Source organism: Streptomyces sp. NPDC048057 (assembly GCF_040653095.1).
Taxonomy (GTDB): Bacteria; Actinomycetota; Actinomycetes; order Streptomycetales; family Streptomycetaceae; genus Streptomyces.
This window is the reverse complement of the sequence record NZ_JBEZNF010000026.1, coordinates 102,638-126,205: the sequence shown is the minus strand read 5'-3', so window position 1 is coordinate 126,205 and position 23,568 is coordinate 102,638. Positions and strand designations below refer to the sequence as shown.

Sequence of the window (23,568 nt, the reverse complement as noted above, 5' to 3'; positions counted from 1 at the left end):
CAACCCCTCCAGCTTGGACAGCATCTTGCCCTCGATCTCCTCCACCGCGAGATCGATCAACTGCTGCACCAACAGATCCAGCGCCTCCCGCACCAGGACCTTCAACGCAGCCGCCGCAACGGCACTGGCGGCCGCCGACGCGCCGAACGTGAAGAACGCACCGACCAAACCCGCCGTGATCACCGCCGCCGACGCCGTGACGTCGGCGATGATCGCGTACTTGCACACCTCCACATAGCCCGCGCCGGTGTCCAGCGCTCCCGCGAGCACGTCCACCGCGTCCGCCAGGTTCTTCATGTCCTGGCCCGACACCTTGCCCCAACGCGTCTTGAACGCATCGACCGCGTGACCCTTGCTCTTGCCCTCGGTCACATGGCCGCACGCCTTGTTCGCCCGCTGGATCGTCGTCCGCAACTCACCCGCGAACTCCCGGTACTCCCGCGCCGAATCCCGCAGCTCACCCTCGTCGATGTCCGGCCAGTCGTAACCGATCATCTCCAGGATCTTCTCGACCTCACCCGGCAACTGGACACCCATCGCCACCCCCGTTGTGGTTCGGGTGAAAACGATAAGAGGATTGACGCCAACTCGGCTACGGCTGAACGACGTTGGCGTGGTCGGTGGCGTGGACGCCCGTGCGTGATGGTGCGACGAAGGGCGTGATGGCGGCCCGTGGCGATAGCGTCGCCGAACGGGGGAACCGAGGGACGCCGACGAAGCCAAGGGGGGCGACGTGCACAGAGGTGTGGGCGAGACGTGGGAGCCGGGGGCGCCGGGAGTGCTGCGGTTGCCGTCGGGGCGGTTGGTCAGGGGGCGGGGGTTGCGACACGGGCCGGTCGAAGGGCCGGAGCCGGGGCTCGGGGTGTACCTGCTGGGGGAGGAGCCGCCCGTCGTTCCGTGGGAGAGCCGCTGGGTGCCGTGGCCCGACTTCCGGCTGCCCCGCGATCGGGGCCGGGCGCGGGAGACGCTGCGCATCGCGTGGGAGCGGGCCGGGCGGGATCGGGTCGAGGTCGCGTGTCACGGCGGGCGGGGGCGGACCGGGACCGCGCTGGCCTGCATGGCCGTGCTCGACGGGGTGGAGCCGGGGGAGGCCGTCGCGTATGTGCGTCGGCACTACGACCGGCGCGCGGTCGAGACGCCCTGGCAGAAGCGGTACGTACGGCGGTTCCGCGCCGACTGAAGCGTTTGCGCAGGTCAGTGGAGTGAGCCGCCGGCTGTCAGTGGGCGGGGGCACACTGGGAGCATGTGTCGCAGCATCAAGACCCTCCGTCCGCCCATGCTCCCCGACGAGGCCACCGAAGAGGACATCCGAGCCGCCGCGCTCCAGTACGTCCGCAAGGTGTCCGGCTTCCGGGCGCCCGCCGCGCACAACAGGGAGGTGTTCGAGCGGGCCGTGGACGAGATAGCCGCGGCGACCGCCCGGCTCCTGGACGAGCTGGAGGTGAAGGGCGCGGCGAAGGCCGTCGTGACCTCGGGGGCGTGACGTCCGCGAGCGCCGGGTCCCGGCCCTGAGGGCCCGGACCTCGGCTCAGGCGGTTTCGGTCGCCGGCTGGGGTGCCGGGCGGCGCCGCATCACGTACGCCGCCACCGCGCCCGCCGCGAAGAGCGCGCCCACGGAGACTGCCGCTCCGACCCAGCTCGCGCCCAGCCACTGGCCGCCGAAGTAGCCGAGGCCCACGCTGTAGCCGGCCCAGGCCACGCCCGCCAGGGCCGACCAGGGGAGGAATTCGCGGGCCCGGCGCTGTGCCGCGCCCGCGCCCAGGGAGACGACGGAGCGGCCGGCCGGTGCGAAGCGGGCGATCACCACGAGTGCGCCGCCGCCCCGGGCCAGGGTCGTGCCCAGTCGGGCCTGTGCCTTGGTGAGCCGGCGGGAGCGGGCGATGGCGCGGTCGAAGCGGTCGCCGCCGCGCCGGGCCAGTCGGTACGCCACGAGGTCGCCCAGCACGGACGCCGTGGCCGCGCAGAGGATCAGGATCAGCAGGGAGGGCACCTCACCGGGCACCCGGCCGGCGACGGAGGTGGCGGTCGTCGTGCCCGCCGCGGCCGCGGTGGCCGCGGTGATCACCAGGACGCCGCTCGGCAGCACCGGTAGGAAGACGTCCAGCAGGACGGAGAGCGCCACGACCGCATAGATCCAAGGGCTGCTGGCCAGCCACCCCAGACTCTCCAGCACCTTGAACTCTCCCCGTTGCCCCGTGTGACGAACAATGCCGCTGTGGTGAACATGGTCAGGAACCGACGTCCGGCGAACTCCACGGATCCGACGACCTCGGCGGACGCGTGGTCTTCTGACGGATCCCGACGGACTTCTTCGGACGTGCGGTGGACGCGGCACTGACAGCTGTACAGCGTACGCGTGACATGTGCCGTGAGATCACCTGAGGGCTACCGATGTTGCGATCATCACCTCTTGTCCGGTACGCGGCGCATCGCCTCGTTTGCCTCCGCAGTCGCCGGAAAACCCCCTGGTCCCTTCCACCCCCATGGTCGCGCTGACGTTACCCGGGGTCCGGGGGTACGGGGAACGCCCGGACCCTCCAAAGTGGGTCCGGGCGCTCGGTGGTGTCCCGACAGGTACTAGGTGCGTGGGGCACCTATCACGCGGTGACCGGGGTGACCGTCAGGCGGTGGCCGTCGCCCGCTCCCGCCCCTTCCCGGCGGAGCGGTCGTCGTTGCTGCGGGCGCTGTCGGAGGCGCCGGCGCCGCGGGAGAAGAGGTTGTCGAGCGCGATGGCGCCGGGCCCGGTGAAGACCAGCAGCAGGAAGGCCCAGCAGAACATCGCGGACGCCTCACCGCTGTTCTCCAGGGGGAACAGGCCCTCGGGCTGGTGGACCTTGAAGTACGCGTACGCCATCGAGCCGGACGAGATGAACGCGGCGCTGCGGGTGCCGAGGCCCAGCAGCACCAGGGTGCCGCCGACGAGCTGGATGACGGCCGCGTACCAGCCCGGCCAGGTGCCGGCGTCGACCGTCGCGTTGTCGGGGACGCCGAGCAGGCCGAAGAGGGAGGCGGCGCCGTGGCAGGCGAAGAGCAGTCCGACGACGATCCGGAAGGCGCTGATCGCGTACGGCTGGTACCGGTTCAGCGAGGAGGTCAACGAAGAGTTGGCCATGGGGGGACTCCTGCAAGTGGGGGGACTTCTGTCGTGGCAGAGCTGTTCGTGCTTCGTGCTTGCCGTGCGGTTGGTGCTGGCTGGTCTCGTACCCAGCTGTGCCCAAGCTAGGGAGGCGCGAGCAGTGCTTGCAAGTTCAACAATTGATGTTACTCGGATTCTCATACGACTCTCATCTGCGGTGCGCCGTCTGAGGGGTCTGAGGTCCCCGGGGCGGCGGTGCGGGAGCCCCGCGGCCGGCCGCCCGAGCGCGGGCGGTGGCTCAGCCGGTGGGCTTCGGGCGCCGACTGGCCGTCAGTTCCCGCTCGTCCGCCGTGACCAGGCGCGCCGGCGCCACCCCTTCGGTACGGGCCTGGTCCAGCCGCAGCCGCGCCGTGCGCCCCCGCAGTGTCAGCGTCATCAGGTGGTTGCCGAACCAGGGCCCGCCCGTGCGCTCCCAGTGCACCGGGGGCCGGCCCGCCCGCCCGTGCCGCGCCAGCAGGTGGCCGAGCCGTCGCCCCGTAGCGCTCCATCCGAAGCGGAAGCCCCAACGGATCGAGCGTGGAATGGAGTTGTGCAAGGGGGAGCAGGTGAGCTGGAAGACGCGGGAGTCCGGCTCGCCGGCGCCCCGCCAGTCGGGCTCGGCGACGTACGCGTGGTGGACGTCGCCGGAGAGCACGCAGACCGTGGCCGGGGCGCCCCTGCCCGTGCCGACGGACGCGATCAACTCGGTGAGCTGCGCGAAGGAGTTCGGGAAGGCCGACCAGTGCTCCAGGTCGGCCCGTCTGCGCACGACCTCCCCGAACCGGGCCCAGCGCGGCCCACGCACGCCCCGCGCCAGTGCCGCGTTCCAGCTCTCCGCGTCGTGCACCAGCGGCGGCAGCAGCCAGGGCAGGGAGGTGCCGATGAGGAGGTGGTCGTACGCGCCGGGCTCGTGCGCACCAGTGGCGCCTGCCGCGCCAGTCGAACCCGCCTCGGCCTGTTCGCGCAGCCAGCGCGCCTCCTCGGGGTCCACCATCGCGCGGCGCTCCTCGGTCAGGACGCGTGCGGCCCGGGTGTCCACCATCAACAGCCGCGTCCGGCCGAAGTCCCGGCGGTAGCTCCAGCGGACACCGGCCGGGTCGGCGTCGGCGCGCTCCGCGAACTCCCGCAGCAGCACGGTGCCCCGGTCGCAGTCGTGCGCGGTCCGCACCGCCGCGAAGAGCGCGTCGGCCGCCAACTCCGCCGGTGAGAGGTTCCCCAGGTGTTGGTAGACCCAGTACGACATCAGGCCGCTGAGGATCCGCTCCCGCCACCACGGCTTCGCCCGCATCTCGGCCAGCCAGGAAGCGCTGGTGTTCCAGTCGTCGATGACGTCGTGGTCGTCGAAGACCATCAGGCTGGGGACGGTGGAGAGCAGCCAGCGCACCTCGGGGGCGAGCCAGGACTCGTCGTACAGCCGGGTGTACTCCTCGTAGTCGGCGACCTCGGGGCCCGGGGGCACGGTCAGGTCGCGGCGCTGGGCCAGCCACGCCCGGGTCGCCGCGGAGGTCTCGTCCGCGTACACCTGGTCGCCGAGGAGGAGCAGGACGTCCGGGCGCTCGGCGGAGGGGTCCGCGGCGAGCTCCGTCGCGAGGGTGCCCAGGGCGTCCGGGCCGATCGGGTCGTGCTCCTCCTGGGGTGCGGCGGCCCAGCGGCAGGAGCCGAAGGAGACCGTGACGGCGTCCGCGCCGACCGCGGGCGCGGTGACGGTGGAGGCGGGGTGGCGCGCGTCCGGCGGCGGCCAGACGCGGGCGCCGTCCAGCAGGACCTCGTACGACGTGGTGGTGCCCGGCGTCAGTCCGGTGAGGGTCACCAGGGCGTAGTGGTGGTCCTCGACGCGGAAGGTGGGGGTCGAGCCGCCCGCTCCGTCGGCGCACCGCACCTCGGCCGTGCACGGCCGGTCGGTCTCCACCCAGACGGTGGCGGTGGTGCCCGTCTCCCAGTCGACGTGCCGCAGCAGCGGCCCCAGACGCAGCCCAGCGCGAGTCGCGGTCATCGTCCCGTCCTCCTCCGTCGCTCCCGTACGGTACGGAACGCAGGCGGCGGAAGGGCGGGTTCCGGGGCCGATCGGCGGCGCGCCCACCGCCGATCGGTCGGTGCCTGGACCGCCGTCAGCAGCCGTTCAGCACGGAGGTGAGGGCGTTCTTCTCCGCGGTGTCCACGGTGAGCTGGTAGTGGTGCTTGACCTGCACCCACATCCGGGCGTACGTGCAGCGGTACGCGCTGCGCGGCGGCAGCCACTCGGCCGGGTCGAGGTCGGACTTCGCCTGGTTCACGTTGTCCGTGACCGCGATGAGCTGCGGACGGGTGAGGTCGTTGGCGAGCGCCTGGCGCTTCGCGGTGGTCCAGGAGTTGGCGCCCGAGCGCCAGGCTTCGGCGAGCGCGACGACGTGGTCGATGTCGACGTCGGACGCGGCGGACCAGGTGGCCCCGTCGTACTCCGAGTACCAGGTGCCGGAGACGGCGGCGCACGACGAGTTCTGGACGACGTTGCGGCCGTCGCGCTTGAGGACGACTTCGCGGGTGTTGCAGGCGCCGGACTGGGTGCTCCAGTGCGGGAACAGCTCACGGCTGTAGCCGGCCGACGAGCCTTCGGGGCGCTCGGTGAGCTGGCCGAGGTAGGTGCGGGCGGTGGCGGCGCTGATGGGGGTGGGCGGGGCGGCCTGGGCGGCGGGGGCGGTGGCCAGCAGGCCGGTGACGACGAGGGCGGAGGCGGCGGCGAGGACCGTGACGCGGCGCCCGGTGCCGCCGCGGCCGGCGGGCGCGGCGGGGCGTATGGAGTGGCGAGTGGCATGACGCGCGTAGAAGGCGGACATGTGTGGAGCTCCTTCGCTGGGGAAATGCGGGGAGGGCCGGGCGTCGGGCACGGCCATGCTGGGCGCGCCACGTGGTGCGGAGGTGAGCGCTACGTAACAGCCTGGCGACATGAACACGTCATTTCAAGGGGGAACGGTGTGCGCCGGCTCCCAAGGGGCGGGGGAGGGCGGCGCACTGACGGACCGACAGGGACGGTTGTCGGCCGGCGCGTCGATCGACGTCGGCGGCGCGCGGTCGGCGCGGGCGGTGCGGTCGTTAGGGTTGGCGGGTGCTGCTGACCGTCAACGTGACCTTCGGTGCGGTGCTCGCCGTCCTGCTCGCCGTGGCCGCCGCGGTCGCGGCCGTCGCGCACCTGGGCCGCTCCCGGGAGATCGTGGTCGCCGGCGTGCGGGCCGCGGCCCAACTCGCCGCGGTGTCACTGGTCATCGGCTGGGTGGTGCGCTCGCTGCCGCTGCTCTTCGCCTTCGTGCTGCTGATGTACGCCGTCGCGGTGCGCACCGCGGGGCGCCGCGTCACCCCCAACGGCACCTGGTGGTGGACGGCGCTGCCGATCGGGGCCGGCGTCTTCCCCGTCGTCGCGGCGCTGCTGCTGACCGGGCTCGTCCCGCTCAAGGGCATCGCCCTCGTGCCGGTCGCCGGGATCCTCATCGGCGGCGCGCTCACCGCGACCGTGCTCGCCGGGCGGCGCGCGCTGGACGAGCTGAAGCAACGGCACGGCGAGGTCGAGGCGGGCCTGGCGCTCGGGCTGCTGGAGCGGGACGCCCGGCTGGAGGTGGCCCGGACGCCCGCGGCGGACGCGCTGCTGCCGGGGCTGGACCAGACCCGGACCGTGGGCCTGGTCACCCTGCCCGGCGCCTTCGTCGGCATGCTGCTGGGCGGGGCGTCGCCGCTGCTCGCGGGGGCGGTGCAGCTCTTCGTCCTGGTGGCGCTGATGGCGGTGCAGGCCGTGGCGGTCGCCGTGGTGCTGGAACTGGTGGCGCGGGGGCGGCTGCACCGGGCGTGACGCCGGCGGCACCGACCGTACGGACGTTCTCGCGCCGGCGGGCGGCTGTGTACCCTGGTCGGAGCAGAAGGGGAGTAGCTCTTCGCCGGACCGTCGACATACTGCTGGGCCTCGTGCCCGGCCGGCGCCCGGAGGCGGACCTTTCAGGTCGGCCAGCGAGACCTTCGGCCGCAGTGTCCCATTGACGCTGCCGTGCCGAAGCGACCCCTTTTCACGGGAACGCCGGTCCGCAAGGGCCGGGGACCACGGTCTCTCGGTACGGACAGCCCGACCGATTGAGGAAACCACCCGTGATCAGCTTCACCATCATGGCGATCACCTTCGGCGTCGTCTTCCTGGCCGAACTCCCCGACAAGACCGCGCTCGCCGGGCTGATGCTCGGGACGCGCTACCGCGCCAGCTACGTCTTCGCCGGCGTCGCCGCCGCCTTCGCCGTCCACGTGGCGCTCGCGATCGCCGCAGGCAGCGTGCTGACCCTGCTGCCGCACCGGCTGGTGCAGGGCGTGGTGGGCGCGCTGTTCCTGGCGGGTGCGCTGATGCTGCTGTTGAAGAAGTCCGACGACGGCGAGGAGCACATCAAGGCGCCGGAGGACCAGTCGTTCTGGAAGGTCTCTGGCGCGGGCTTCATGCTGATCCTGGTGGCCGAGTTCGGCGACCTCACGCAGATCATGACGGCGAACCTGGCCGCGCGGTACGACGACCCCCTCTCGGTCGGCCTCGGCGCGGTCCTCGCGCTGTGGGCGGTCGCGGGCCTCGGCATCCTGGGCGGCCGGACGCTGATGAAGTACGTGCCCCTGAAGCTGATCACCAAGATCGCGGCGGGGCTGATGCTGGTGCTCGCCGGGTTCAGCTTCTACGAGGCGGTGACGGGCTGACTGCTGCGCGTGCGTACGGGCTGACGTCCGAACCCGCGTACGCCTCCGTGCCCGGTCGCACCGCGTACGTACGCGTCCGGGCCCCTCGTGGGCGCGCACACGTCTCCGGGCCCGGTCGTCACTCGACCGGGCCCGGGGGCGTACGTGAGAGGCGCCGCCAGGTCAGGCGGTGCGCTTCAGCAGGATCCGGCCCTGGTGGTCCGTCGTGACCTCCAGCTGGGTGAGGTCGTCCACGTGCAGATCGGGCGCGCAGGCCGCCGCGCGCGGGCCTATCCCGACGACGCGTGCGCCCGACGCGCGCGCCGCGGCGATCCCCGCCTCCGAGTCCTCGAAGGCCACGCACTCCGCGGGGGCGAAGCCCAGCTCCGCCGCGCCCTTGAGGAAGCCCTCCGGGTCGGGCTTGCTCGCCCCGACGGATTCGGCGGTGATGCGCACGGCGGGCAGCGGCAGCCCGGCAGCGCCCATCCGCGCCTCGGCGAGCGCCGCGTCCGCTGAGGTCACCAGGGCGTGCGGCAGCTCCGCGATGGCGGCGAGGAACGCGGGCGCCCCGGGCACCGGGACCACGCCGTCGAGATCGGCGGTCTCCTGCGCGAGCATGTCGGCGTTGTCGGCGAGGTTCTGCTCCACGGAGCGGTGCGGCAGCAGCTCCGCCATGGACGCGTGCCCCTGGCGGCCGTGCACGACCTTCAGGGTCTCTTCCGGGTCGAGGCCCTGGGCGACGGCCCACCTCCGCCAGACGCGTTCCACGACCGCGTCCGAGTTCACGAGGGTGCCGTCCATGTCGAGAAGGAGGGCGCGGGCGGTGAGGGTGCTGGCCTGCATGGCGTACTCCCGGCACGGGTGAGGGTGGGGCGGGTGGGTCTGATGGATCTTGCTGGGCTCGCCCGATCCGCACGGCGGGCCCCGAGCGCACAAGAGCGGCTCCGCCCACCGGTCAGGGAGACGGGCGGAGCCGCTTTTGTTTAATGAGCATACAAAGCGGACTCGGGAAGCGCCAGCCCGCTTCCCCGGCATCTCCGCAGGCCATACCGGGACAAACGCCCCAGGATGGAAGCGTTCCGGACGCAACCGGATGCAAGGAGACCGGCATGGCCCAGGGAGAAGAGTCGGGAGACGCCCGGGGGAAGGGGGCGGAGGCGGACGGGCGCCCGGCGCGGGGGGCCGCCCGGGCCGGACCGCCGGCCGCCGTCGAGCCGGGGGAGGGCCAGGACCGGCGGGCCGTCCTCGCGGCCATCGGCGCGCTGCTGCTCGGCATGCTCCTCGCCGCCCTCGACCAGACCATCGTCTCCACCGCGCTGCCCACCATCGTCAGCGAACTGGGCGGCCTGGAGCACCTCTCCTGGGTGGTCACGGCGTACCTCCTCGCCTCCACCGCCGCGACCCCGCTGTGGGGCAAGCTCGGCGACCAGTACGGCCGCAAGAAGCTCTTCCAGACCGCCATCGTGATCTTCCTGATCGGCTCCGCGCTCTGCGGCATCGCCCAGGACATGGCGCAGCTCATCGGCTTCCGCGCGCTCCAGGGCCTGGGCGGCGGCGGGCTGATGGTCCTGTCCATGGCGATCGTCGGCGACATCGTCTCCCCCCGCGAACGCGGCCGGTACCAAGGGCTCTTCGGCGGCGTCTTCGGCGCGAGCAGCGTCCTCGGGCCGCTCCTCGGAGGCTTCTTCACCGAGCACCTGAGCTGGCGCTGGGTCTTCTACATCAACCTGCCCATCGGCGTCGTCGCGCTGGTGGTGATCGCCGCGGTCCTGCACATCCCGGCGCGCCCCACCCGGCACACCATCGACTACCTCGGCACCTTCCTCATCGCCTCGGTCGCCACCTGTCTGGTGCTGGTCGCCTCCCTCGGCGGCACGACCTGGCCGTGGGGCTCGCCGCAGATCATCGGCCTCGCCGCGCTCGGCGGCGTCCTGCTGGTCCTCTTCGTCCTCGTCGAGCGCCGGGCGGCCGAGCCCGTGCTGCCGCCGCACCTCTTCCGGCTGCGCACCTTCACGCTCGTCTCCCTGATCAGCTTCATCATCGGCTTCGCGATGTTCGGCGCGATGACCTTCCTGCCGACCTTCCTCCAGGTCGTCCGGGGGATCTCACCGACCCTTTCGGGCGTGTACATGCTGCCGATGGTGCTCGGGCTGCTGATCGCCTCCACTGCGTCCGGGCAGCTCGTCAGCCGCACCGGCCGCTGGAAGGTCTTCCCGATCCTGGGCACCGGGGTCACGGCGATCGGGCTGGTGCTGCTCCACCGCCTCACCGAGAACAGCTCCACCTGGCAGATGAGCGCCAGCTTCTTCGTCTTCGGTTTCGGCCTGGGCCTGGTGATGCAGGTGCTGGTCCTGGTGGTGCAGAACTCGGTGCGGTACGAGGACCTGGGCGTGGCCACCTCGGGCGCCACCTTCTTCCGCTCCATCGGGGCGTCCTTCGGCGTCGCCGTCTTCGGCACGATCTTCGCCAACGGCCTCAAGGAACGGCTGGCCACCGCGCTCGCCGGGCGGCCCGTGCCACCGGGCGCCGACGCCGGCGCACTAGCCGCCGACCCGCAGGCGATCGCCAAGCTCCCGCCGGCGCTCCGCGGCTCGGTGGTGCACGCCTTCGCCTCCGCCATCACCGACGTCTTCCTGTACGCCGTGCCCGTCGTGCTGCTCGCCTTCGCCGTGTCCTGGTTCCTCAAGGAGGACCGCCTGCGCGGCTCGGTGACCGCGCCCGACCCCAGCCAGACCCTGGCGTCCAACCCGGTGGAGCGCTCCTCCCGCGAGGAGGCGGCGCGAGCGCTGTCGGTGCTCGGCTCCCGCGAGGGGCGCCGCCAGATCTACGAGAAGATCACCGCGCGCGCGGGGTACGACCTGCTGCCCGCGTCGAGCTGGCTGCTGCTGCGGATCCGCCGGCACGGCACGGTGGAGCCGGCGCTGCTCGCCGACACCACGCCCGTACCGCTCCGGGTGATCACGGACGCGGCCCGCCAGGTCGAGGAACGGGGGCTGGCGAGCCGGGAGGGGCTCCAACTGATGCTCACGGAGAGCGGCCTGGAGACGGCGGTACGGCTCGCGAAGGCGCGCGAGGAGTCGCTGGCGGAGCTGCTGGGGGACTGGTGGGGACCGGAACGGCCGACGGATCTGGTGCAGTTGGTTCAGGAACTCAACGCGGAGCTGTGCGGCTCGGACCAGGAGCGCCCCAACGGCGACGGCCGCGCTCGCGGCGACCACGCGCCGCCGGGCAAAGGCGACTGAGCCGCACCGCGACAGCCTCCCAGTGCCGCACCGCCAGGCCGACCGATGAGTTCCAGGTCGTGCGAAGGTCATCACCTGCGGGACCGATCATCGGCTGACGGGCCCGTACCTGCAAGGAGACGCATGGCAAAGCTCATCTACTCGATGATCACCTCGCTCGACGGCTACGCGGAGGCGGCGGAGGGCGGCCTCGGTACCGGGGCCGACGACGAGGAGGTGCACACCTTCATCAACGACCTCTTCCGCCCTGTCGGCACCTACCTCTACGGCCGCCGGATGTACGAGACGATGCTCTACTGGGAGACCGCGCACAACGAGCCCGACCAGCCGCCACACATCCTCCAGTACGCCAGCGACTGGCAGGCCGCGGAGAAGGTCGTGTACTCCACGACGCTCGACTCGGTGTCCAGCGCGAAGACCAGGATCGAGCGCAGCTTCGACCCGGACGCGGTGCGCAAGCTCAAGGCCGAGGCCGATCGTGACCTCACCGTCGACGGACCCAACCTGGCGGCCCAGGCGATCGCGGCCGGCCTGGTGGACGAGTACCACATGTTCATCACCACGAGCGTGGTCGGCGGCGGCAAGCGGTTCTTCCCCGACGACGTGCGCCTCGACCTCGACCTGGTCGAGCAACGCGCCTTCGCCAGCGGACTGATATACGCGCACTACCGCACCCGCTGACCCGCGGCTGCGCTGCGCGCAGGCAAGCGCAAAGGGTGCCCCACCGAGCCAGAGAAGGAGACTCGGCGGGGCACCCTTGGGCTTGTTGCCGTGTTGGTCGTCAGATCGTGCCGTGCTTGATGCTCGCTACGAACGTGGCGAAGGCGTCGGCGGGGACGCGCAGGACGGGGCCGGCCGGGACCTTGGAGTCACGGACGGGGACTATGCCGGTCGTGGACGTGTGCGCGGGGGCCCACTCGACACATGCACCGCCGCTGCCGCTGTACGAGGACTTGATCCACTTGAAAGGTTCGGTCGTGGTTGTCACGGGGTGCCCTTTCGTAGCTGGTCGACGTAATGCAAGGGTGCCCCACCGAGCCAGAGAAGGAGACTCGGCGGGGCACCCTTGGGCTTGTTGCCGTGTTGGTCGTCAGATCGTGTCGTGCTTGATGCTCGCTACGAACGTGGCGAAGGCGTCGGCGGGGACGCGCAGGACGGGGCCGGCCGGGACCTTGGAGTCACGGACGGGGACTATGCCTGTAGCGGATGCGTGCGTTGGTGCCCACTCGACGCAAGTGCCACCGCTGCCGCTGTATGAGGACTTGATCCACTTGAAAGGTTCGGTCGTCACGAGATGCCCTTTCGTACCTGGTCGATCAGGGACACAGACTCCGCTTGCGACAGCGCCTCTGTCTGAAGCTGATGGTAGGCCCTCACCAGCGGGATCACTGAAGTGATCTCGCGATCCAAGTACCCCTGAGTCTGGGACTCCACGTAAGCGCACACTGATCGATCAGCCTGCGTTAGCAGGTTCACAGATCTGTTGAACGGGCGTCGCTCGCCCATGGAGTAGGGCGCGATCTGTAGGGACGTGTTGGGTTGATTCGCGAACTGCACCAGCCGGTCGAGCTGTCGCCCCATGACGTCGGTGCCGCCGACTACGCGACGGATGCAACTCTCGTCCAACACGACGGACACCATGGGGGAGAGGACCCGAGCCAACGCCTCCTGCCGCGCAATCAGCACGTGAACCCGCTCTTCGGCCTGCTCGGCAGTGATGGCTCCGCGACGTACGTGCCCTGATTCGATCGCTGCCGCGTACTCCTGCGTCTGAAGCGGGCCAGGAATCAGGCCGACTTCAAACAGACGCACTTCCTCTGCCCGGGCCTCGCACCTCACGTACTCCTCGAAACCCTCCAGCAACGCCGTGTGTCGAACCCCTCGACTCTGGCGCTCCAGCCGATCGCCAGTACCCAGCACCCTGTCAGCGATTGCCGCGAAATGTTGAGTTGGTGGGCGTCGACCAGTTTCGACAGCCGAAATATGCGATCCAGTGCAGCCGATCTGGGCTGCTAACTCGTCCTGTGTCCATCCACGTTCGTCCCGTAAGGCGCGTAGCCGCTGGCCGAAGGCCGCACGGGGGGACTGTCGCGGATCCAACGTCTTTCGGTTCACCATCTGGGACCAACCAATCGAGCAGTCAGTACAAGTTGAACTCCCTTGAGACTCTAGGCCAACCTGACAGCCCTTGGTAGTGAAACCGCTACGGAGAGGAGTCGTCATGTCTGGCGAACTCTCGGTCGGCGAACTCGCGTACGACATCGTCGAGAAGAGGTGCGGGGTGGTCATGGACGTCTACGGGTCACTGGTCATGCTTCGCCCGCGGCACGGCGGATGCGAGTGGGACGCCCGGCGCGATCACATCCGCGCGGCCACCCTGGACGACCGACTTGGCTCCGCGCTCGCCGAGTTGAACGCGATCAGCAGCAGGGGCGCCCCGTAACCACCCCACCCGGAACACCCACAACTCCGTTCTCGCGCATCAGCGTTTCCCTGGCGCTGGAGAGAAGTGCGTGAGGGCGGTAGGGGATGAGGACCGCAGTCCCCTCTTCCCCTGGCCCCGGTCGCCAGCGGCACGCCCCTGCCGCTGGCGGCCGGGACCGAACAACCCCCCACTCCACAGGAGAATCACCATGATCGAACGAGGTCGGTACAAGGGCTGGCGGTCCGTGCGCGTGCTTGCCGAGGACGTCGTCGTATCAGCCGTGTGCATCACCGGGAAACCGGAGTGCGGGGTGGAAATGCCGCCCCCGGAAGGCGGCGAGCGTCACGGGCATGACGACGTGGACGAGTGGATGGAGTTCCACCTCCGCCTCACCGGTCACGACCTGTTCGCCGAAATCCACCGCGAGCCCGTGCGCTGGGGCCCGCCGACCCCGTACCCCGAACCCGGAGCGACGGGCGCATGACGCGTCTCGCCGTCGCGCTGTTCTTCGGAGCTGTCGGAGTCTGCCTCGGGTTGATGATCCTCAGCCTCATCAGGCAGTAGAAGGCAGTAAAAGAACTCCCGCTGCCGCACCCCACACAAGGGAATCGCGGCTACGGGGCCCGGACCCCTCCCGGCTGTGAATCCACCTGCCCCGGCCGGAGGGAAGGGGGGAGCGGGCTTGGTCGCCCCGCTCCCCGGCCCCGGTCACCGCTCACTCACACCCACGGTGGCCGGGGCCCCTTCCCAACGGCAGAGGCGCAGCCCTCAGCTCGCGTCCGACGCCTTGGGGCCCGTGGACTGGACGACCTCGAACGACCAGAGCGTCGAGCCGGTCGCCGCGGGCTTCGGCTTCTCGCCGCCCTCGCCTTCGGCCGGCTTGTGGGCGCCGCGCATCGAGCCGGCCATCCATGCCTCGAAGTCGGCCTCGCTGCGCCAGCGGGTGTAGACGAGGTACTGGTCCGTGCCCTCCAGCGGGCGCAGCAGCTCGAACCACTCGAAGCCGTCGGAGCTCTCCACCGAACCGGCGCGGGCTGCGAACCGCTGCTCCAGGACCTCGCGCTGCTCCGCGGGGACGGTCAGGACGTTGATCTTCACCACACTGGCCACGGGGACATCCTTCGCATAGAGGGAACTCGACCGTACCGCGCGCATCCAAGGGCGTTCGGAGTGGCCCACCCTTGCCGATGCAACAGGTAGCAGATAGTGCCACTAGCCATTATGGTGGGAAGGGAGGAACCACCCATCCGCATCGGGAGGACACCGTGCCCACCATCCCCTGGACCACGCCGCAGCCCGCGGCGCCCGGCAGCACCGCCGTCGTCATGGCGTCCCGGTTCGAGGTCGCCTCGCTCGCCGACGTCCCGCGCTTCTTCCTGAGGTCGCTCGCCGTCTGGAAGCAGGTCCGCAGCGCGCCCGGGGCGCTCGGGGCCTCGCTGCGGGCGCGCCCGCTGAAGCGGGAGTTCTGCACGCTCTCCGCCTGGGAGAGCAAGGACGCCCTGTACGCCTTCGCCCGCGCCGAACCCCACCAGGGGATCATGCGCGAGCTGGCGCCCATCATGAAGGACTCCGCCTTCACCTACTGGGAGGTGAAGGCGGCGGAACTGCCGCTCGCCTGGGGCGACGCCGACCGGCGGATCGCCGCCCAGCGCGCCGCCGGTACCGCGTCCGCGTAGACGCCTACGAACCGCGGTTAGTCGACCACGCGCGCCAGCAGGAAGCCGTCGTACCCCTTCGTGCCCACCGTCTGGACCGCGGTCGCGTCCAGCCGCGGCTCCTGCGCGATCGCGTCGAACATCTCCCGGGTGCCCCGCACCGCCGGGTCCTCGCTCGCTTCGGTGATCCTCCCGCCGCGCACCACGTTGTCGACGACGATCAGGCTCCCCGGGCGGGACAGTCGCAGCGCCCACTCCACGTACCGCGGGTTGTTCACCTTGTCCGCGTCGATGAAGAACAGGTCGAACGGGCCCGCCCCCGGCTCCGCCGCCAGCTTGGGCAGGGTCTCCAGCGCCGGCCCCGTGCGCACCTCGGCGATCGCGTCGAGCCCCGCGCGGGCCAGGCTCGCCCGCGCCACCTCCGCGTGCTGCTCGCTGTACTCCAGCGAGATCAGCCGGCCGCCCGCCGGCAGCGCCCTGGCCAGCCAGATCGTGCTGTACCCGCCGAGGGTGCCGACCTCCAGGACCGTACGGGCGCCCAGCGTGCGGGCCAGCAGGTGCAGGAACTTGCCCTGGTTCGGCGCCACCGCGATCGCGGGCAGCCCCGCAGCGTCGCTCGCCGCGAGTGCGCCCGTGAGCGCCTCGTCGGCCGGAACCAGCCGTTCGTTCACGTAGTCGTCGACGGCGTTCCAGAGCTCTTGCGGGTCCTGACGGTTTTCCTTGGTCATCTGCCCAACCTATGCCGGTCGGGCCCCGTTCGTCCGCCGTCGCGGCGCGATCGCGAACGGTGACGCACGGGTGTCCGAGGGCTCGTTCTTGTATCTTCCCGAGGTGCCCTCCGCACGTATCTGGCCGGACATCCGAACAAAACCGGGCGACAGTCAGGCAAAGAGGGGGTTGCCCGAGTCTCTTTCAGCGGGCAATGCGAGGCTTCTCAAGGGCTTCACCAGGTTTTCACCGGTCGGTGACGGCCCGGACGACCGGATCGACAGACACAACGGGATGTAGGGGAGGCGCGGCGCGACGTGGCGAACGCGGAGCACAGCGTGCGCGGGAGTGATGCGGCGAGGGGGACCGCCACGAAGACGAGCGCGGCGAGGGCCGCGCTCTGGCTCGTGGCCGCCGTCCTCGCGATACGGCAGCTGGTGGCCGTGCTGCGCCAGCCGCCCGGCGAGCGGCTGATCGACCTGGAGACCTGGATCGGTCCCGAGGGCGTCCTGCACGTCAACGGTTCGCTGTACGACACGGACAGCTTCACCGGCACGCCCTTCGCCGGTCTGGTGCTCAAGCCGCTCACCCGTTCCGCCGAGCAGAGCCTGGGCGTCGTCTGGACCTTCGCCACGCTGCTGCTGGTCGTCGGCATCGGCCTGGTCGCGGCCCGGGCCGTGCCCGGCCCCGCGTCCCGCCTCACCCAGCTCCTCGCCGCCCCCGTCGCCATCAGCCTGCTGATGCTCTCGCTGCCGGTGCGCAACAGCTTCTACCTGGGACAGACCAGCATCATCCCGGTGCTGCTGGTCCTCGTCGGCGCCCTCGTCGTCCGCGGCGAACGAGCCTCCGGCGTCCTCATCGGCATCGGCGCCGCCCTCCAACCCACCGTGCTCCTCTTCGTCCCGCTGCTCTGGTTCACCGGACGCAGACGCGCGGCGGTCAGCACCGCCGCCACCTTCGCCGCCTGTACGGTCCTGGCCTGGGCCGCGATGCCGGGCGACTCCCGGACGTACTGGATCGACCACGCCGTGGGCGCCGGCCTCGGCAGCAGCCCGGACGGCCTCGCCAACCAGTCCCTGCACGGCGCCCTGCTCCGCTTCGGGCTGGAAGGCCCGCTGGAGATCGCGCTCTACCTGGCCCTCGCCGCCCTCGTCGCCTGGTTCGGCCTGCGCCGCGCGATCCGCTACGCCCGGGACGGACAGCTGCTGCTCGCCGTCGCCGTCACCGGCTGCGTCGCCGTCGTCGTCTCGCCCACCACCTGGCAGCACCAGCTGCTGTGGGTGCTCCTCGCCGTCGTCGGCCGGGTCGGCCGCAAGCTCGCCGACCGCATGCTGTGGCCCGTCTTCGTCGTCCTGGCGATGACCCTGCCCGGCAAGATGCTGCTGCCGAACATGGCGTTCCTGGACGCCGTGCGGGACAACGCCGTCCTCATCGCCGCGCTCTGCGCCGCCTGCGTGGTGCCCTTCCTCTCCCGCACCGACCCGCACTTCCGCAAGCCGGTGCCGACCGAGTACGCCACCCCCGTCGCCTCCCGCTGGAGCTGGATCCCGCTGCTGCCGGTGTGGCGGCGCGCGTTCAGCCGCCCGAACCTGCTGCTGGAGCTGCTGGCGATCCGCGTCGGCTACTCCATCTACTCCAAGATCCGACTCGCCGCGACCGCGTCCACCGCGGACGCCGAGGCGCACGGCCGCCAGATCTCCTCCATGGAGCAGGCGATCGGCATCGACATCGAGCACGCGATCAACCAGGCCGCGGCGAAGTCGGAGTGGCTGACGGACTTCCTCGCCTTCTACTACACCTCGTTCCACTTCCCGGTGCCGCTGACGATCCTCGCCGTCCTCTACATCTGGCGGCCGACGGACTACCGCTGGGCGCGCGCGTCGCTGGCCTTCGCCACGCTGCTGGCCCTGGTGGGTTTCTGGCTCTACCCGCTGGCCCCGCCGCGGCTGATGCCGGGCATGGGCTTCACCGACCTCGTCCACGGCCCGCAGGACCTCACGAACCCCGACTTCGGTGCGCTGACCGCCGTCACCAACCAGTACGCGGCGATGCCCTCGCTGCACTTCGGCTGGTCGCTGTGGTGCGGAGTCGTGGTGGTGGTGCTCGCGCCGAAGGTCTGGATGAAGGCGCTCGGCCTGATACACCCGCTGATCACGCTGTACGTGATCGTGGCGTCGGCGAACCACTGGATCCTGGACGCGGTCGGCGGCGCGGTCGTCGTCGGCGCCGGCTTCGCCCTGACGTACGTCCTGTCCGGCCGTCGGCAGGTGCTGCCGCGCGCGACCGGGAAGACGGCGGGCGTGGGTGCGGTCCCGGCAGCGCGCAAGTCCGAGGACGCACCGGGCCCGTCGGACGCGGCGCCGGCGTCGCCGGACAAGGTCGAGTCGTCGGATGCGCCGGATTCACCGGCGGGGGGCGCTGCCGAGCCCGTCGTCCCCGCAGCCCCGAAGTAGCGCCGGGGCGCGGTTCCGGCAGCGCAACGGCCCCGGAGGACACGGACGGTACGCCGCCCGTGCCCCCCGGGGTGGATCGTCGCGTGTCGTCAGGATCCGTCAGCGCGCCGCGTTCCGCCACTCGGGGCGGTGCCCACGCCCTGACCAGGCCGTGTCCGGTAAGTCCCGCGTGCTTCCTTGTGCCTTTGGACGTAGCCGCCGTAGCCCTGCGGGAGCGTTGGTCTCTGCGGCCCGGTGGTGGGCTGATCGCGCAGTTCCGCCCCCTACGCCCAGAGGGCGTGGGGGGACCCCCAGCGCCCCTTGTTGCCCACGCCCTGCGGGCGTAGGGGCAAACCCGTACCCGGCCCGCAGGTGACCACCGGGCCGAAGTCGCCACGATCGCTGAGCCCTCACGGTGCCACCGCGCCTGCCAAGGCAAAGGCACACAGGACTTTCCGGACACGCCCTAGACGGTGACGCGGAGTTCCTTGACGCCGTTCAGCCAGGCCGAGCGCAGTCGGCGCGGTTCGCCGACGAGCCGCAGGTCGGGGAGGGCGTCCGCGATCGCGTTGAAGATCAGGTCGATCTCCATCACGGCCAGCGACTTGCCGAGGCAGAAGTGCGGGCCACCGCCGCCGAAGCCGAGGTGCGGGTTGGGGTCGCGGCCGACGTCGAAGCGCTCGGGGTCGGTGAAGACCTCGGGGTCGTTGTTGGCGGACGCGTAGAACATCCCCACCCGGTCGCCCTTCTTGACCTCCTGGCCGCCGAGGAGCAGGTCCTGCGTGGCGGTGCGCTGGAAGGCGACCACGGGGGTGGCCCAGCGCACGATCTCCTCCGCCGCGGTCTGCGGGCGCTCGCTCTTGTACCGCTCCCACTGCTCGGGGTGGGTGAGCAGGGCGTGCATGCCGTGCGTGATGGCGTTGCGCGTGGTCTCGTTGCCGGCGACCGCCAACAGGATCACGAAGAAGCCGAACTCGTCCGTCGACAGGTTGCCCGAGCCCTCCGCCGCCACGAGCCGGGTGACGATGTCGTCGGCCGGGCACTCCTTGCGGGCGGCGGCGAGGTTCATCGCGTACGCCAGGAAGTCCATCGACGCCTCGACGCCCGCCTCCTGGGTGACGGCGTACTCCGGGTCGTGGTAGCCGGCCATCGTGTTGGACCAGTCGAAGATCTTGGCCCGGTCCTCCTGGGGGACGCCGATCAGCTCGGCGATGGCCTGGAGCGGCAGCTCCACCGCGATGTCGGAGACGAAGTCGAACGAGCCCTCGGAGCGGGACCGCTGCGCCGCCTCGGCGACGATCTTCAGCGCCCGCTCGCGCAGCGCGTCCCGCAGGGAGTTCACGGCGCGCGGGGTGAAGCCGCGCTGCACGATCTGCCGCACCCGGGTGTGCTCGGGCGGGTCCATGTTCAGCATGATCAGCCGCTGTACGTCGATCTGGTCGCGCTGGATCGACTCGTCGAAGCGGATGATCGCGGTGTTGGTCCAGGATGAGAACAGCTCGGGTTGGGTCGACACGTACTTGACGTCCGCGTGCCGCGTCACCGCCCAGTAGCCCTCGTCGTCGTAGCCGGACGCGCCCCGCCGCTGCGGGCACCACGACACGGGTGCGGTCTCGCGCAGCAGGGTGAACTCGGGGAGCGGTACCCGCGACTGCAACAGGTCGGGGTCGGTGGGGTCGAATCCCTCGGTCAGATGGCGGGGGCAGGACATCGGCAGCTCCGGTTCTCTGATGACCCATCAGATTCGACCGAAAGTTAGTAACGAGTTCTACAAGTGGCAAGGGGCGCGGCCGGATCCGTTGCGCGCGGTGCGTGCGGCAAGGGTGTGCAAGACCCTTGCGTACTGACGGTAACTCTCATCAGACTGACGGTGGAACTAGAACGCGTACTAGTTCTCTTGCGGAGCGCCGGGGCCGGGACGCCCGCCCGCGCAGTTCAAGGAGAGGACGAGTCATGGCCGCCGAACCCGTCATCGTCGAAGCCGTACGCACCCCCATTGGCAAGCGCGGGGGCGCCCTCGCCAATCTGCACCCCGCGTACCTGCTGGGGGAGACCTACCGCGAGCTCCTCGGCCGCACCGGCATCCAACCCGACTGCGTCGAACAGGTCGTCGGCGGCGCGGTGACCCAGGCCGGCGAGCAGTCCATGAACCCCACGCGCACGGCCTGGCTCGCGATGGGGCTGCCGTACGAGACGGCGGCGACGACGGTCAACTGCCAGTGCGGCTCGTCCCAGCAGGCGTCCCACATGGTCGCCAACATGATCTCCGCGGGCGTCATCGACGTCGGCATCAGCTGTGGCGTGGAGGCGATGTCGCGGGTGCCGCTCGGGAGCGCGTCCAAGAACGGCCCGGGCAAGCCCGTGCCCGAGGAGTGGAACGTCGACCTCCCCAACCAGTTCGAGGCGGCGGAGCGGATCGCCCGACACCGCGGGCTGAGCCGCGAACGCGTCGACTCGCTCGGGCTGCTGTCCCAGGAGCGGGCCGCGACCGCCTGGGCCGAAGAGCGCTTCAAGCGCGAGACGTTCGCCGTCCAGGTCCCCACCACGGAGGATGAGCAGGCCACGGGCCAGGGCATGTGGCGGCTCGTCGACCGCGACGAGGGGCTGCGCGACACCAGCATGGAGGCGCTGGGGCGCCTCAAGCCCGTGATGCCGACCGCCGTCCACACCGCCGGCAACTGCTCGCAGATCTCCGACGGCGCGGCGGCGATCATGTGGGCGTCGCGCCGGATGGCCCGCGCGCTGAAGCTCAAGCCGCGGGCCAGGATCCTCGCCCAGGCCCTCGTCGGCGCGGACCCCCGCTTCCACCTCGACGGCCCGATCGACGCGACGCGCGCAGTGCTCGGGAAGGCGGGGATGTCCCTCAAGGACATCGACCTGGTGGAGGTCAACGAGGCGTTCGCGTCCGTGGTGCTGAGCTGGGCGCAGGTCTTCGGCCAGGACCTGGAGAAGGTGAACGTGAACGGCGGCGCGATCGCGCTGGGCCACCCGGTGGGCGCGACGGGCGCGCGCCTGATCACCACGGCGCTGCACGAGTTGGAGCGGCGGGGCGGGGAGGTGGCATTGGTGGTGATGTGCGCGGGCGGCGCGCTGGCCACGGCGACGCTCCTGCAACGGGTGTGACCACCCCGGGCCCCTGACGGAGTCGCCGCCGCCCTGCGCGGGCGACGCCCTCTGCGGGTGGTCCGTGGGTTGGTGCGGTGCGCGCGCCCTGGCCCTGGACGCCCTCGCCGTGGCACCACCGGGCCGCAGCGAACGGTGCTCCCGCAGGGGAGCAGCCGATGTGTCAGGCGGCCCGAAGGCGAAACCGAGCACCGATTACGGCGCCTCAAGGGGAGTGGAGTCCGGCTGCCAGTCGGCGAAGTTGGCGCGGGAGGCGTCCCGCCGGTCCCGTTGGGCCTGCTCGGCAAGAGCGAGGACGCGCGCGTGGAACGCGTTCGACGCCGGCACCTTCCACATGTGCAGATACGTGAGCAACTGCGTCAGCACGGTGTCGTACTCGACAAGGGTGCTGCTGCCGTCGCCGATGGCAGCGGCCAGCCGCCTCGCCCAGTCCGCGGTCCTCTGGTCGATCTTGCCGGCGGATCGGAAGTTGCTGGCGTAGGTGCCGAGCTTGTCCCCCTTGGCGTACCTCAGTTTGAAGTCGATCATGGAAACCTGTCGAGGGGTGAAGCCCTGCTGCTCGCTCATCACTTCGAGCTCGTGGATCGTCCGGTTTCGCCGGTGGGCGAGGCTGATCACCTCGGCGTCGGGAAGGCCGCGCTGAAAGAGCAGGAGCAACCTGGTGTTGTCGTATGCCTGCCCGGCTGCCACGTGCGTGAGTTCATGGGCCAGGGAACCCAGCCGCTCCTCCTGCCCGGACCCCTGGACCAGTCCGTGCTTCAACGTGTACTCGGGGGAGCCGGCCGGGTTCTTGTCGGTGCCGGGGAGACCTTCCTTGAAGTCCACCAGGTTCTCGTGGCCGAGTACCTCTTCGAGGGTCTGGCGAGTGGTCTCCGGAAGGGTCGGATCGTCCTTCAGCGCACGGAGCTTCGCCACGTCCCTCTTCACGACGTCGACCAAGGCGGCGGGATCCTGCGTGCGGATTTCGGCGACGGTCCGGGTGAGGAGCGGATCCCATCCGCCACCCGGAGGGCTCAGGCTCAGCTCGACGTCGCCGCCGAACTCGTCCGCGGCCTTCAGCGCGATCTCGTGCAGCGGATACAGCCGGAGCAACTTCTCCAGCGGTGACGTCCGGGCCAGCGCGACGATCATGCCGGCACAGACTTCCCTTTCGACCTCCGCCTCGCGCAGCAGCAACTCGACCGTCCTCTTCTCCTCCGCGGTGTTCAGCGCGAGCCGTCGCGACAGCACGCCGCGGCACTCGGTGATGAGGGCGTCCAGCGCCGCCACCCGATTCTGGTACTGCTCCGGGGGAATGGCGCTGTAGGCCCCCAGCGCGGCATCCACCTTGTCCACTCCGCGACTCAGCGCGCTCCTCCTCGCCCTGTGGCGGAAGGCGTCCGGGCTCATCAGGCGTGCCACGACGGGTGTTCCGGCGGGGGCGGTCGACGGGGCGCTGCCGGTACGTTCCTCACCGGCGCTCGTGCCGGGCGGGACGGCCCGGGACATCACCCGCGCCGCGTTCGCTTCGGCCGCGCGCTCGAAGCGGTCGGACGGGTCCGACACGCGGAGGCCGTCCCCGTGGTCCGTGCCGGACACCGGCTCGCCGCGCTGCTGGATGACGTGCGTCAGCTCATGGGCCAGGGTCAACTTGTCGCCGCTGCCGGCCCCGATGACCACATGGCTGCCTGACGTGTAGGCACGCGCACCGATCTCCGCGGCGGACGTGCGCGCCGCGGTGTCCGTGTGCAGTCGTACGTCGGAGAAGTCCGCGCCGAGTCGGGCTTCCATCTCGGCGCGCGTGTCGTCGTCGAGGGGGCGGCCGGGGGAGCGCAGGACGTCGGGGACGGTGGAGCGCTGCACGGCGCGCTCGGCCGGCTGGTGACCGCAGCCGGCGCTGTGCTGGTGTCCTTCCCGGGCCCAGGGGTGGCCGGCCTGACGGAGCATCTGGACGACAGCCGAGTTGCCGGCGCTGCGTTGGAGGGCCATGAGCGGCGGAGGCGGTGCCGTGACCCGGCCGGTGGGCCTGCGCACCGATGACCGGCTGCCTTCTGCCTCGTTGCTCCTTGCACCGCGGTTCGCGTGCATGGTCTTCCTCCCACGTCGTGGCCGCATGCGCCGATGTCCGCCCTCGCCCCGGATCACCGACCGCCGTGGCGGATGCGGCGCGAGCCCAGCGGATGAGGTCCCGGCGACGGGGCCCGTGATGCATCCCTGG

At 71.0% G+C, this 23,568-nt stretch carries 23 protein-coding genes and 1 pseudogene; 11 read left to right on the top strand and 13 right to left on the bottom strand.

Annotated features, from left to right (window positions below; translation table 11 throughout):
• A pseudogene (locus AB0E05_RS27895) lies at window positions 1-537 on the bottom strand (hypothetical protein); the annotation flags it as partial.
• Between the two features lie 196 nt (window positions 538-733).
• On the opposite strand from AB0E05_RS27895, the gene AB0E05_RS27890 reads away from it, so the two are divergent.
• Window positions 734-1,180: a protein phosphatase gene (locus AB0E05_RS27890; protein WP_361968334.1), complete on the top strand. Its 447-nt coding sequence runs from the start codon at window positions 734-736 to the stop codon at window positions 1,178-1,180.
• Between the two features lie 63 nt (window positions 1,181-1,243).
• Window positions 1,244-1,483 carry a DUF2277 domain-containing protein gene (locus AB0E05_RS27885; protein WP_361968332.1) on the top strand — a complete coding sequence of 80 codons (240 nt, stop codon included), beginning with the start codon at window positions 1,244-1,246 and terminating at the stop codon, window positions 1,481-1,483.
• 45 nt (window positions 1,484-1,528) lie between these two features.
• Here the strand turns inward: AB0E05_RS27885 and AB0E05_RS27880 are convergent, their stop codons facing one another.
• From AB0E05_RS27880 to AB0E05_RS27865, 4 genes are all read right to left on the bottom strand, one after another.
• Window positions 1,529-2,173, bottom strand: coding sequence for a VTT domain-containing protein (locus AB0E05_RS27880; protein WP_361968330.1), 645 nt, complete (start codon window positions 2,171-2,173; stop codon window positions 1,529-1,531).
• 447 nt (window positions 2,174-2,620) lie between these two features.
• The gene (locus AB0E05_RS27875; protein ID WP_361968328.1) at window positions 2,621-3,112 is read right to left on the bottom strand and encodes a DoxX family protein; all 492 of its coding nucleotides are present in this window, start codon (window positions 3,110-3,112) and stop codon (window positions 2,621-2,623) included.
• 262 nt (window positions 3,113-3,374) lie between these two features.
• The gene (locus AB0E05_RS27870; protein WP_361968326.1) at window positions 3,375-5,108 is read right to left on the bottom strand and encodes an alkaline phosphatase D family protein; all 1,734 of its coding nucleotides are present in this window, start codon (window positions 5,106-5,108) and stop codon (window positions 3,375-3,377) included.
• Between the two features lie 115 nt (window positions 5,109-5,223).
• On the bottom strand, window positions 5,224-5,928 hold the full coding sequence (locus AB0E05_RS27865; protein WP_361968324.1) for an HNH endonuclease family protein: 705 nt from the start codon (window positions 5,926-5,928) through the stop codon (window positions 5,224-5,226).
• A gap of 269 nt (window positions 5,929-6,197) precedes the next feature.
• On the opposite strand from AB0E05_RS27865, the gene AB0E05_RS27860 reads away from it, so the two are divergent.
• Together AB0E05_RS27860 and AB0E05_RS27855 are read left to right on the top strand one after the other, a co-directional pair.
• On the top strand, window positions 6,198-6,932 hold the full coding sequence (locus AB0E05_RS27860; RefSeq protein WP_361968322.1) for an ABC transporter permease: 735 nt from the start codon (window positions 6,198-6,200) through the stop codon (window positions 6,930-6,932).
• Window positions 6,933-7,222: 290 nt separating this feature from the next.
• A complete protein-coding gene (locus AB0E05_RS27855; protein WP_361968320.1) occupies window positions 7,223-7,807 on the top strand; it encodes a TMEM165/GDT1 family protein in 585 nt (194 codons plus the stop codon).
• A 162-nt stretch (window positions 7,808-7,969) separates the two neighbouring features.
• Here AB0E05_RS27855 and AB0E05_RS27850 read toward each other — a convergent pair whose 3' ends face one another.
• The gene (locus tag AB0E05_RS27850; RefSeq protein WP_361968318.1) at window positions 7,970-8,629 is read right to left on the bottom strand and encodes an HAD-IA family hydrolase; all 660 of its coding nucleotides are present in this window, start codon (window positions 8,627-8,629) and stop codon (window positions 7,970-7,972) included.
• Between the two features lie 266 nt (window positions 8,630-8,895).
• Between AB0E05_RS27850 and AB0E05_RS27845 the strand changes: the two genes are divergently transcribed.
• Complete coding sequence (locus AB0E05_RS27845) at window positions 8,896-11,028, top strand: MFS transporter (RefSeq protein ID WP_361968316.1); 2,133 nt, start codon at window positions 8,896-8,898, stop codon at window positions 11,026-11,028.
• Between the two features lie 123 nt (window positions 11,029-11,151).
• The gene (locus AB0E05_RS27840; protein ID WP_361968314.1) at window positions 11,152-11,709 is read left to right on the top strand and encodes a dihydrofolate reductase family protein; all 558 of its coding nucleotides are present in this window, start codon (window positions 11,152-11,154) and stop codon (window positions 11,707-11,709) included.
• A 100-nt stretch (window positions 11,710-11,809) separates the two neighbouring features.
• Here AB0E05_RS27840 and AB0E05_RS27835 read toward each other — a convergent pair whose 3' ends face one another.
• The 3 genes from AB0E05_RS27835 to AB0E05_RS27825 all read right to left on the bottom strand — a co-directional run bounded on the left by AB0E05_RS27835 (window position 11,810) and on the right by AB0E05_RS27825 (window position 13,146).
• Window positions 11,810-12,016: a DUF397 domain-containing protein gene (locus AB0E05_RS27835; RefSeq protein WP_361968312.1), complete on the bottom strand. Its 207-nt coding sequence runs from the start codon at window positions 12,014-12,016 to the stop codon at window positions 11,810-11,812.
• Between the two features lie 102 nt (window positions 12,017-12,118).
• Complete coding sequence (locus AB0E05_RS27830; RefSeq protein WP_361968310.1) at window positions 12,119-12,319, bottom strand: DUF397 domain-containing protein; 201 nt, start codon at window positions 12,317-12,319, stop codon at window positions 12,119-12,121.
• Window positions 12,316-13,146 carry a helix-turn-helix transcriptional regulator gene (locus tag AB0E05_RS27825; RefSeq protein WP_361968308.1) on the bottom strand — a complete coding sequence of 277 codons (831 nt, stop codon included), beginning with the start codon at window positions 13,144-13,146 and terminating at the stop codon, window positions 12,316-12,318. Before AB0E05_RS27825 ends, AB0E05_RS27830 begins: the two co-directional genes overlap by 4 nt.
• A gap of 103 nt (window positions 13,147-13,249) precedes the next feature.
• Between AB0E05_RS27825 and AB0E05_RS27820 the strand changes: the two genes are divergently transcribed.
• Complete coding sequence (locus tag AB0E05_RS27820; RefSeq protein WP_361968306.1) at window positions 13,250-13,471, top strand: hypothetical protein; 222 nt, start codon at window positions 13,250-13,252, stop codon at window positions 13,469-13,471.
• Between the two features lie 190 nt (window positions 13,472-13,661).
• Window positions 13,662-13,937 carry a hypothetical protein gene (locus tag AB0E05_RS27815; RefSeq protein ID WP_361968304.1) on the top strand — a complete coding sequence of 92 codons (276 nt, stop codon included), beginning with the start codon at window positions 13,662-13,664 and terminating at the stop codon, window positions 13,935-13,937.
• A gap of 284 nt (window positions 13,938-14,221) precedes the next feature.
• Here the strand turns inward: AB0E05_RS27815 and AB0E05_RS27810 are convergent, their stop codons facing one another.
• A complete protein-coding gene (locus tag AB0E05_RS27810) occupies window positions 14,222-14,563 on the bottom strand; it encodes an antibiotic biosynthesis monooxygenase (RefSeq protein WP_361968302.1) in 342 nt (113 codons plus the stop codon).
• 155 nt (window positions 14,564-14,718) lie between these two features.
• Here AB0E05_RS27810 and AB0E05_RS27805 point away from each other — a divergent pair, with 155 nt between their 5' ends.
• Window positions 14,719-15,129 (top strand): DUF3291 domain-containing protein, encoded by a 411-nt coding sequence (locus tag AB0E05_RS27805; protein WP_361968300.1) that lies wholly within the window; start codon window positions 14,719-14,721, stop codon window positions 15,127-15,129.
• A gap of 17 nt (window positions 15,130-15,146) precedes the next feature.
• Here AB0E05_RS27805 and AB0E05_RS27800 read toward each other — a convergent pair whose 3' ends face one another.
• The gene (locus tag AB0E05_RS27800; protein ID WP_361968298.1) at window positions 15,147-15,836 is read right to left on the bottom strand and encodes an O-methyltransferase; all 690 of its coding nucleotides are present in this window, start codon (window positions 15,834-15,836) and stop codon (window positions 15,147-15,149) included.
• Window positions 15,837-16,154: 318 nt separating this feature from the next.
• Here AB0E05_RS27800 and AB0E05_RS27795 point away from each other — a divergent pair, with 318 nt between their 5' ends.
• The gene (locus AB0E05_RS27795) at window positions 16,155-18,269 is read left to right on the top strand and encodes a bifunctional glycosyltransferase 87/phosphatase PAP2 family protein (protein WP_361968296.1); all 2,115 of its coding nucleotides are present in this window, start codon (window positions 16,155-16,157) and stop codon (window positions 18,267-18,269) included.
• Window positions 18,270-18,714: 445 nt separating this feature from the next.
• Here AB0E05_RS27795 and AB0E05_RS27790 read toward each other — a convergent pair whose 3' ends face one another.
• Window positions 18,715-19,959 carry a cytochrome P450 gene (locus AB0E05_RS27790; RefSeq protein WP_361968294.1) on the bottom strand — a complete coding sequence of 415 codons (1,245 nt, stop codon included), beginning with the start codon at window positions 19,957-19,959 and terminating at the stop codon, window positions 18,715-18,717.
• A gap of 242 nt (window positions 19,960-20,201) precedes the next feature.
• On the opposite strand from AB0E05_RS27790, the gene AB0E05_RS27785 reads away from it, so the two are divergent.
• Window positions 20,202-21,371, top strand: a complete 1,170-nt coding sequence (locus tag AB0E05_RS27785) for a steroid 3-ketoacyl-CoA thiolase (RefSeq protein WP_361968292.1) — start codon at window positions 20,202-20,204, stop codon at window positions 21,369-21,371.
• A 195-nt stretch (window positions 21,372-21,566) separates the two neighbouring features.
• On the opposite strand, the gene AB0E05_RS27780 is transcribed toward AB0E05_RS27785, so the two are convergent.
• On the bottom strand, window positions 21,567-23,339 hold the full coding sequence (locus AB0E05_RS27780) for a DUF4157 domain-containing protein (RefSeq protein WP_361968348.1): 1,773 nt from the start codon (window positions 23,337-23,339) through the stop codon (window positions 21,567-21,569).
• Window positions 23,340-23,568: the final 229 nt, after the last annotated feature.

Bases quoted from the DNA above. Each gene is read 5' to 3' on its own strand.
- AB0E05_RS27885 (WP_361968332.1), top strand. From the start codon at position 1,244: ATGTGTCGCAGCATCAAGACCCTCCGTCCGCCCATGCTCCCCGACGAG.
- AB0E05_RS27875 (WP_361968328.1), bottom strand. From the start codon at position 3,112: ATGGCCAACTCTTCGTTGACCTCCTCGCTGAACCGGTACCAGCCGTAC.
- AB0E05_RS27870 (WP_361968326.1), bottom strand. From the start codon at position 5,108: ATGACCGCGACTCGCGCTGGGCTGCGTCTGGGGCCGCTGCTGCGGCAC.
- AB0E05_RS27865 (WP_361968324.1), bottom strand. From the start codon at position 5,928: ATGTCCGCCTTCTACGCGCGTCATGCCACTCGCCACTCCATACGCCCC.
- AB0E05_RS27850 (WP_361968318.1), bottom strand. From the start codon at position 8,629: ATGCAGGCCAGCACCCTCACCGCCCGCGCCCTCCTTCTCGACATGGAC.
- AB0E05_RS27845 (WP_361968316.1), top strand. From the start codon at position 8,896: ATGGCCCAGGGAGAAGAGTCGGGAGACGCCCGGGGGAAGGGGGCGGAG.
- AB0E05_RS27840 (WP_361968314.1), top strand. From the start codon at position 11,152: ATGGCAAAGCTCATCTACTCGATGATCACCTCGCTCGACGGCTACGCG.
- AB0E05_RS27825 (WP_361968308.1), bottom strand. From the start codon at position 13,146: ATGGTGAACCGAAAGACGTTGGATCCGCGACAGTCCCCCCGTGCGGCC.
- AB0E05_RS27820 (WP_361968306.1), top strand. From the start codon at position 13,250: ATGTCTGGCGAACTCTCGGTCGGCGAACTCGCGTACGACATCGTCGAG.
- AB0E05_RS27815 (WP_361968304.1), top strand. From the start codon at position 13,662: ATGATCGAACGAGGTCGGTACAAGGGCTGGCGGTCCGTGCGCGTGCTT.
- AB0E05_RS27800 (WP_361968298.1), bottom strand. From the start codon at position 15,836: ATGACCAAGGAAAACCGTCAGGACCCGCAAGAGCTCTGGAACGCCGTC.
- AB0E05_RS27790 (WP_361968294.1), bottom strand. From the start codon at position 19,959: ATGTCCTGCCCCCGCCATCTGACCGAGGGATTCGACCCCACCGACCCC.
- AB0E05_RS27785 (WP_361968292.1), top strand. From the start codon at position 20,202: ATGGCCGCCGAACCCGTCATCGTCGAAGCCGTACGCACCCCCATTGGC.
- AB0E05_RS27780 (WP_361968348.1), bottom strand. From the start codon at position 23,339: ATGGCCCTCCAACGCAGCGCCGGCAACTCGGCTGTCGTCCAGATGCTC.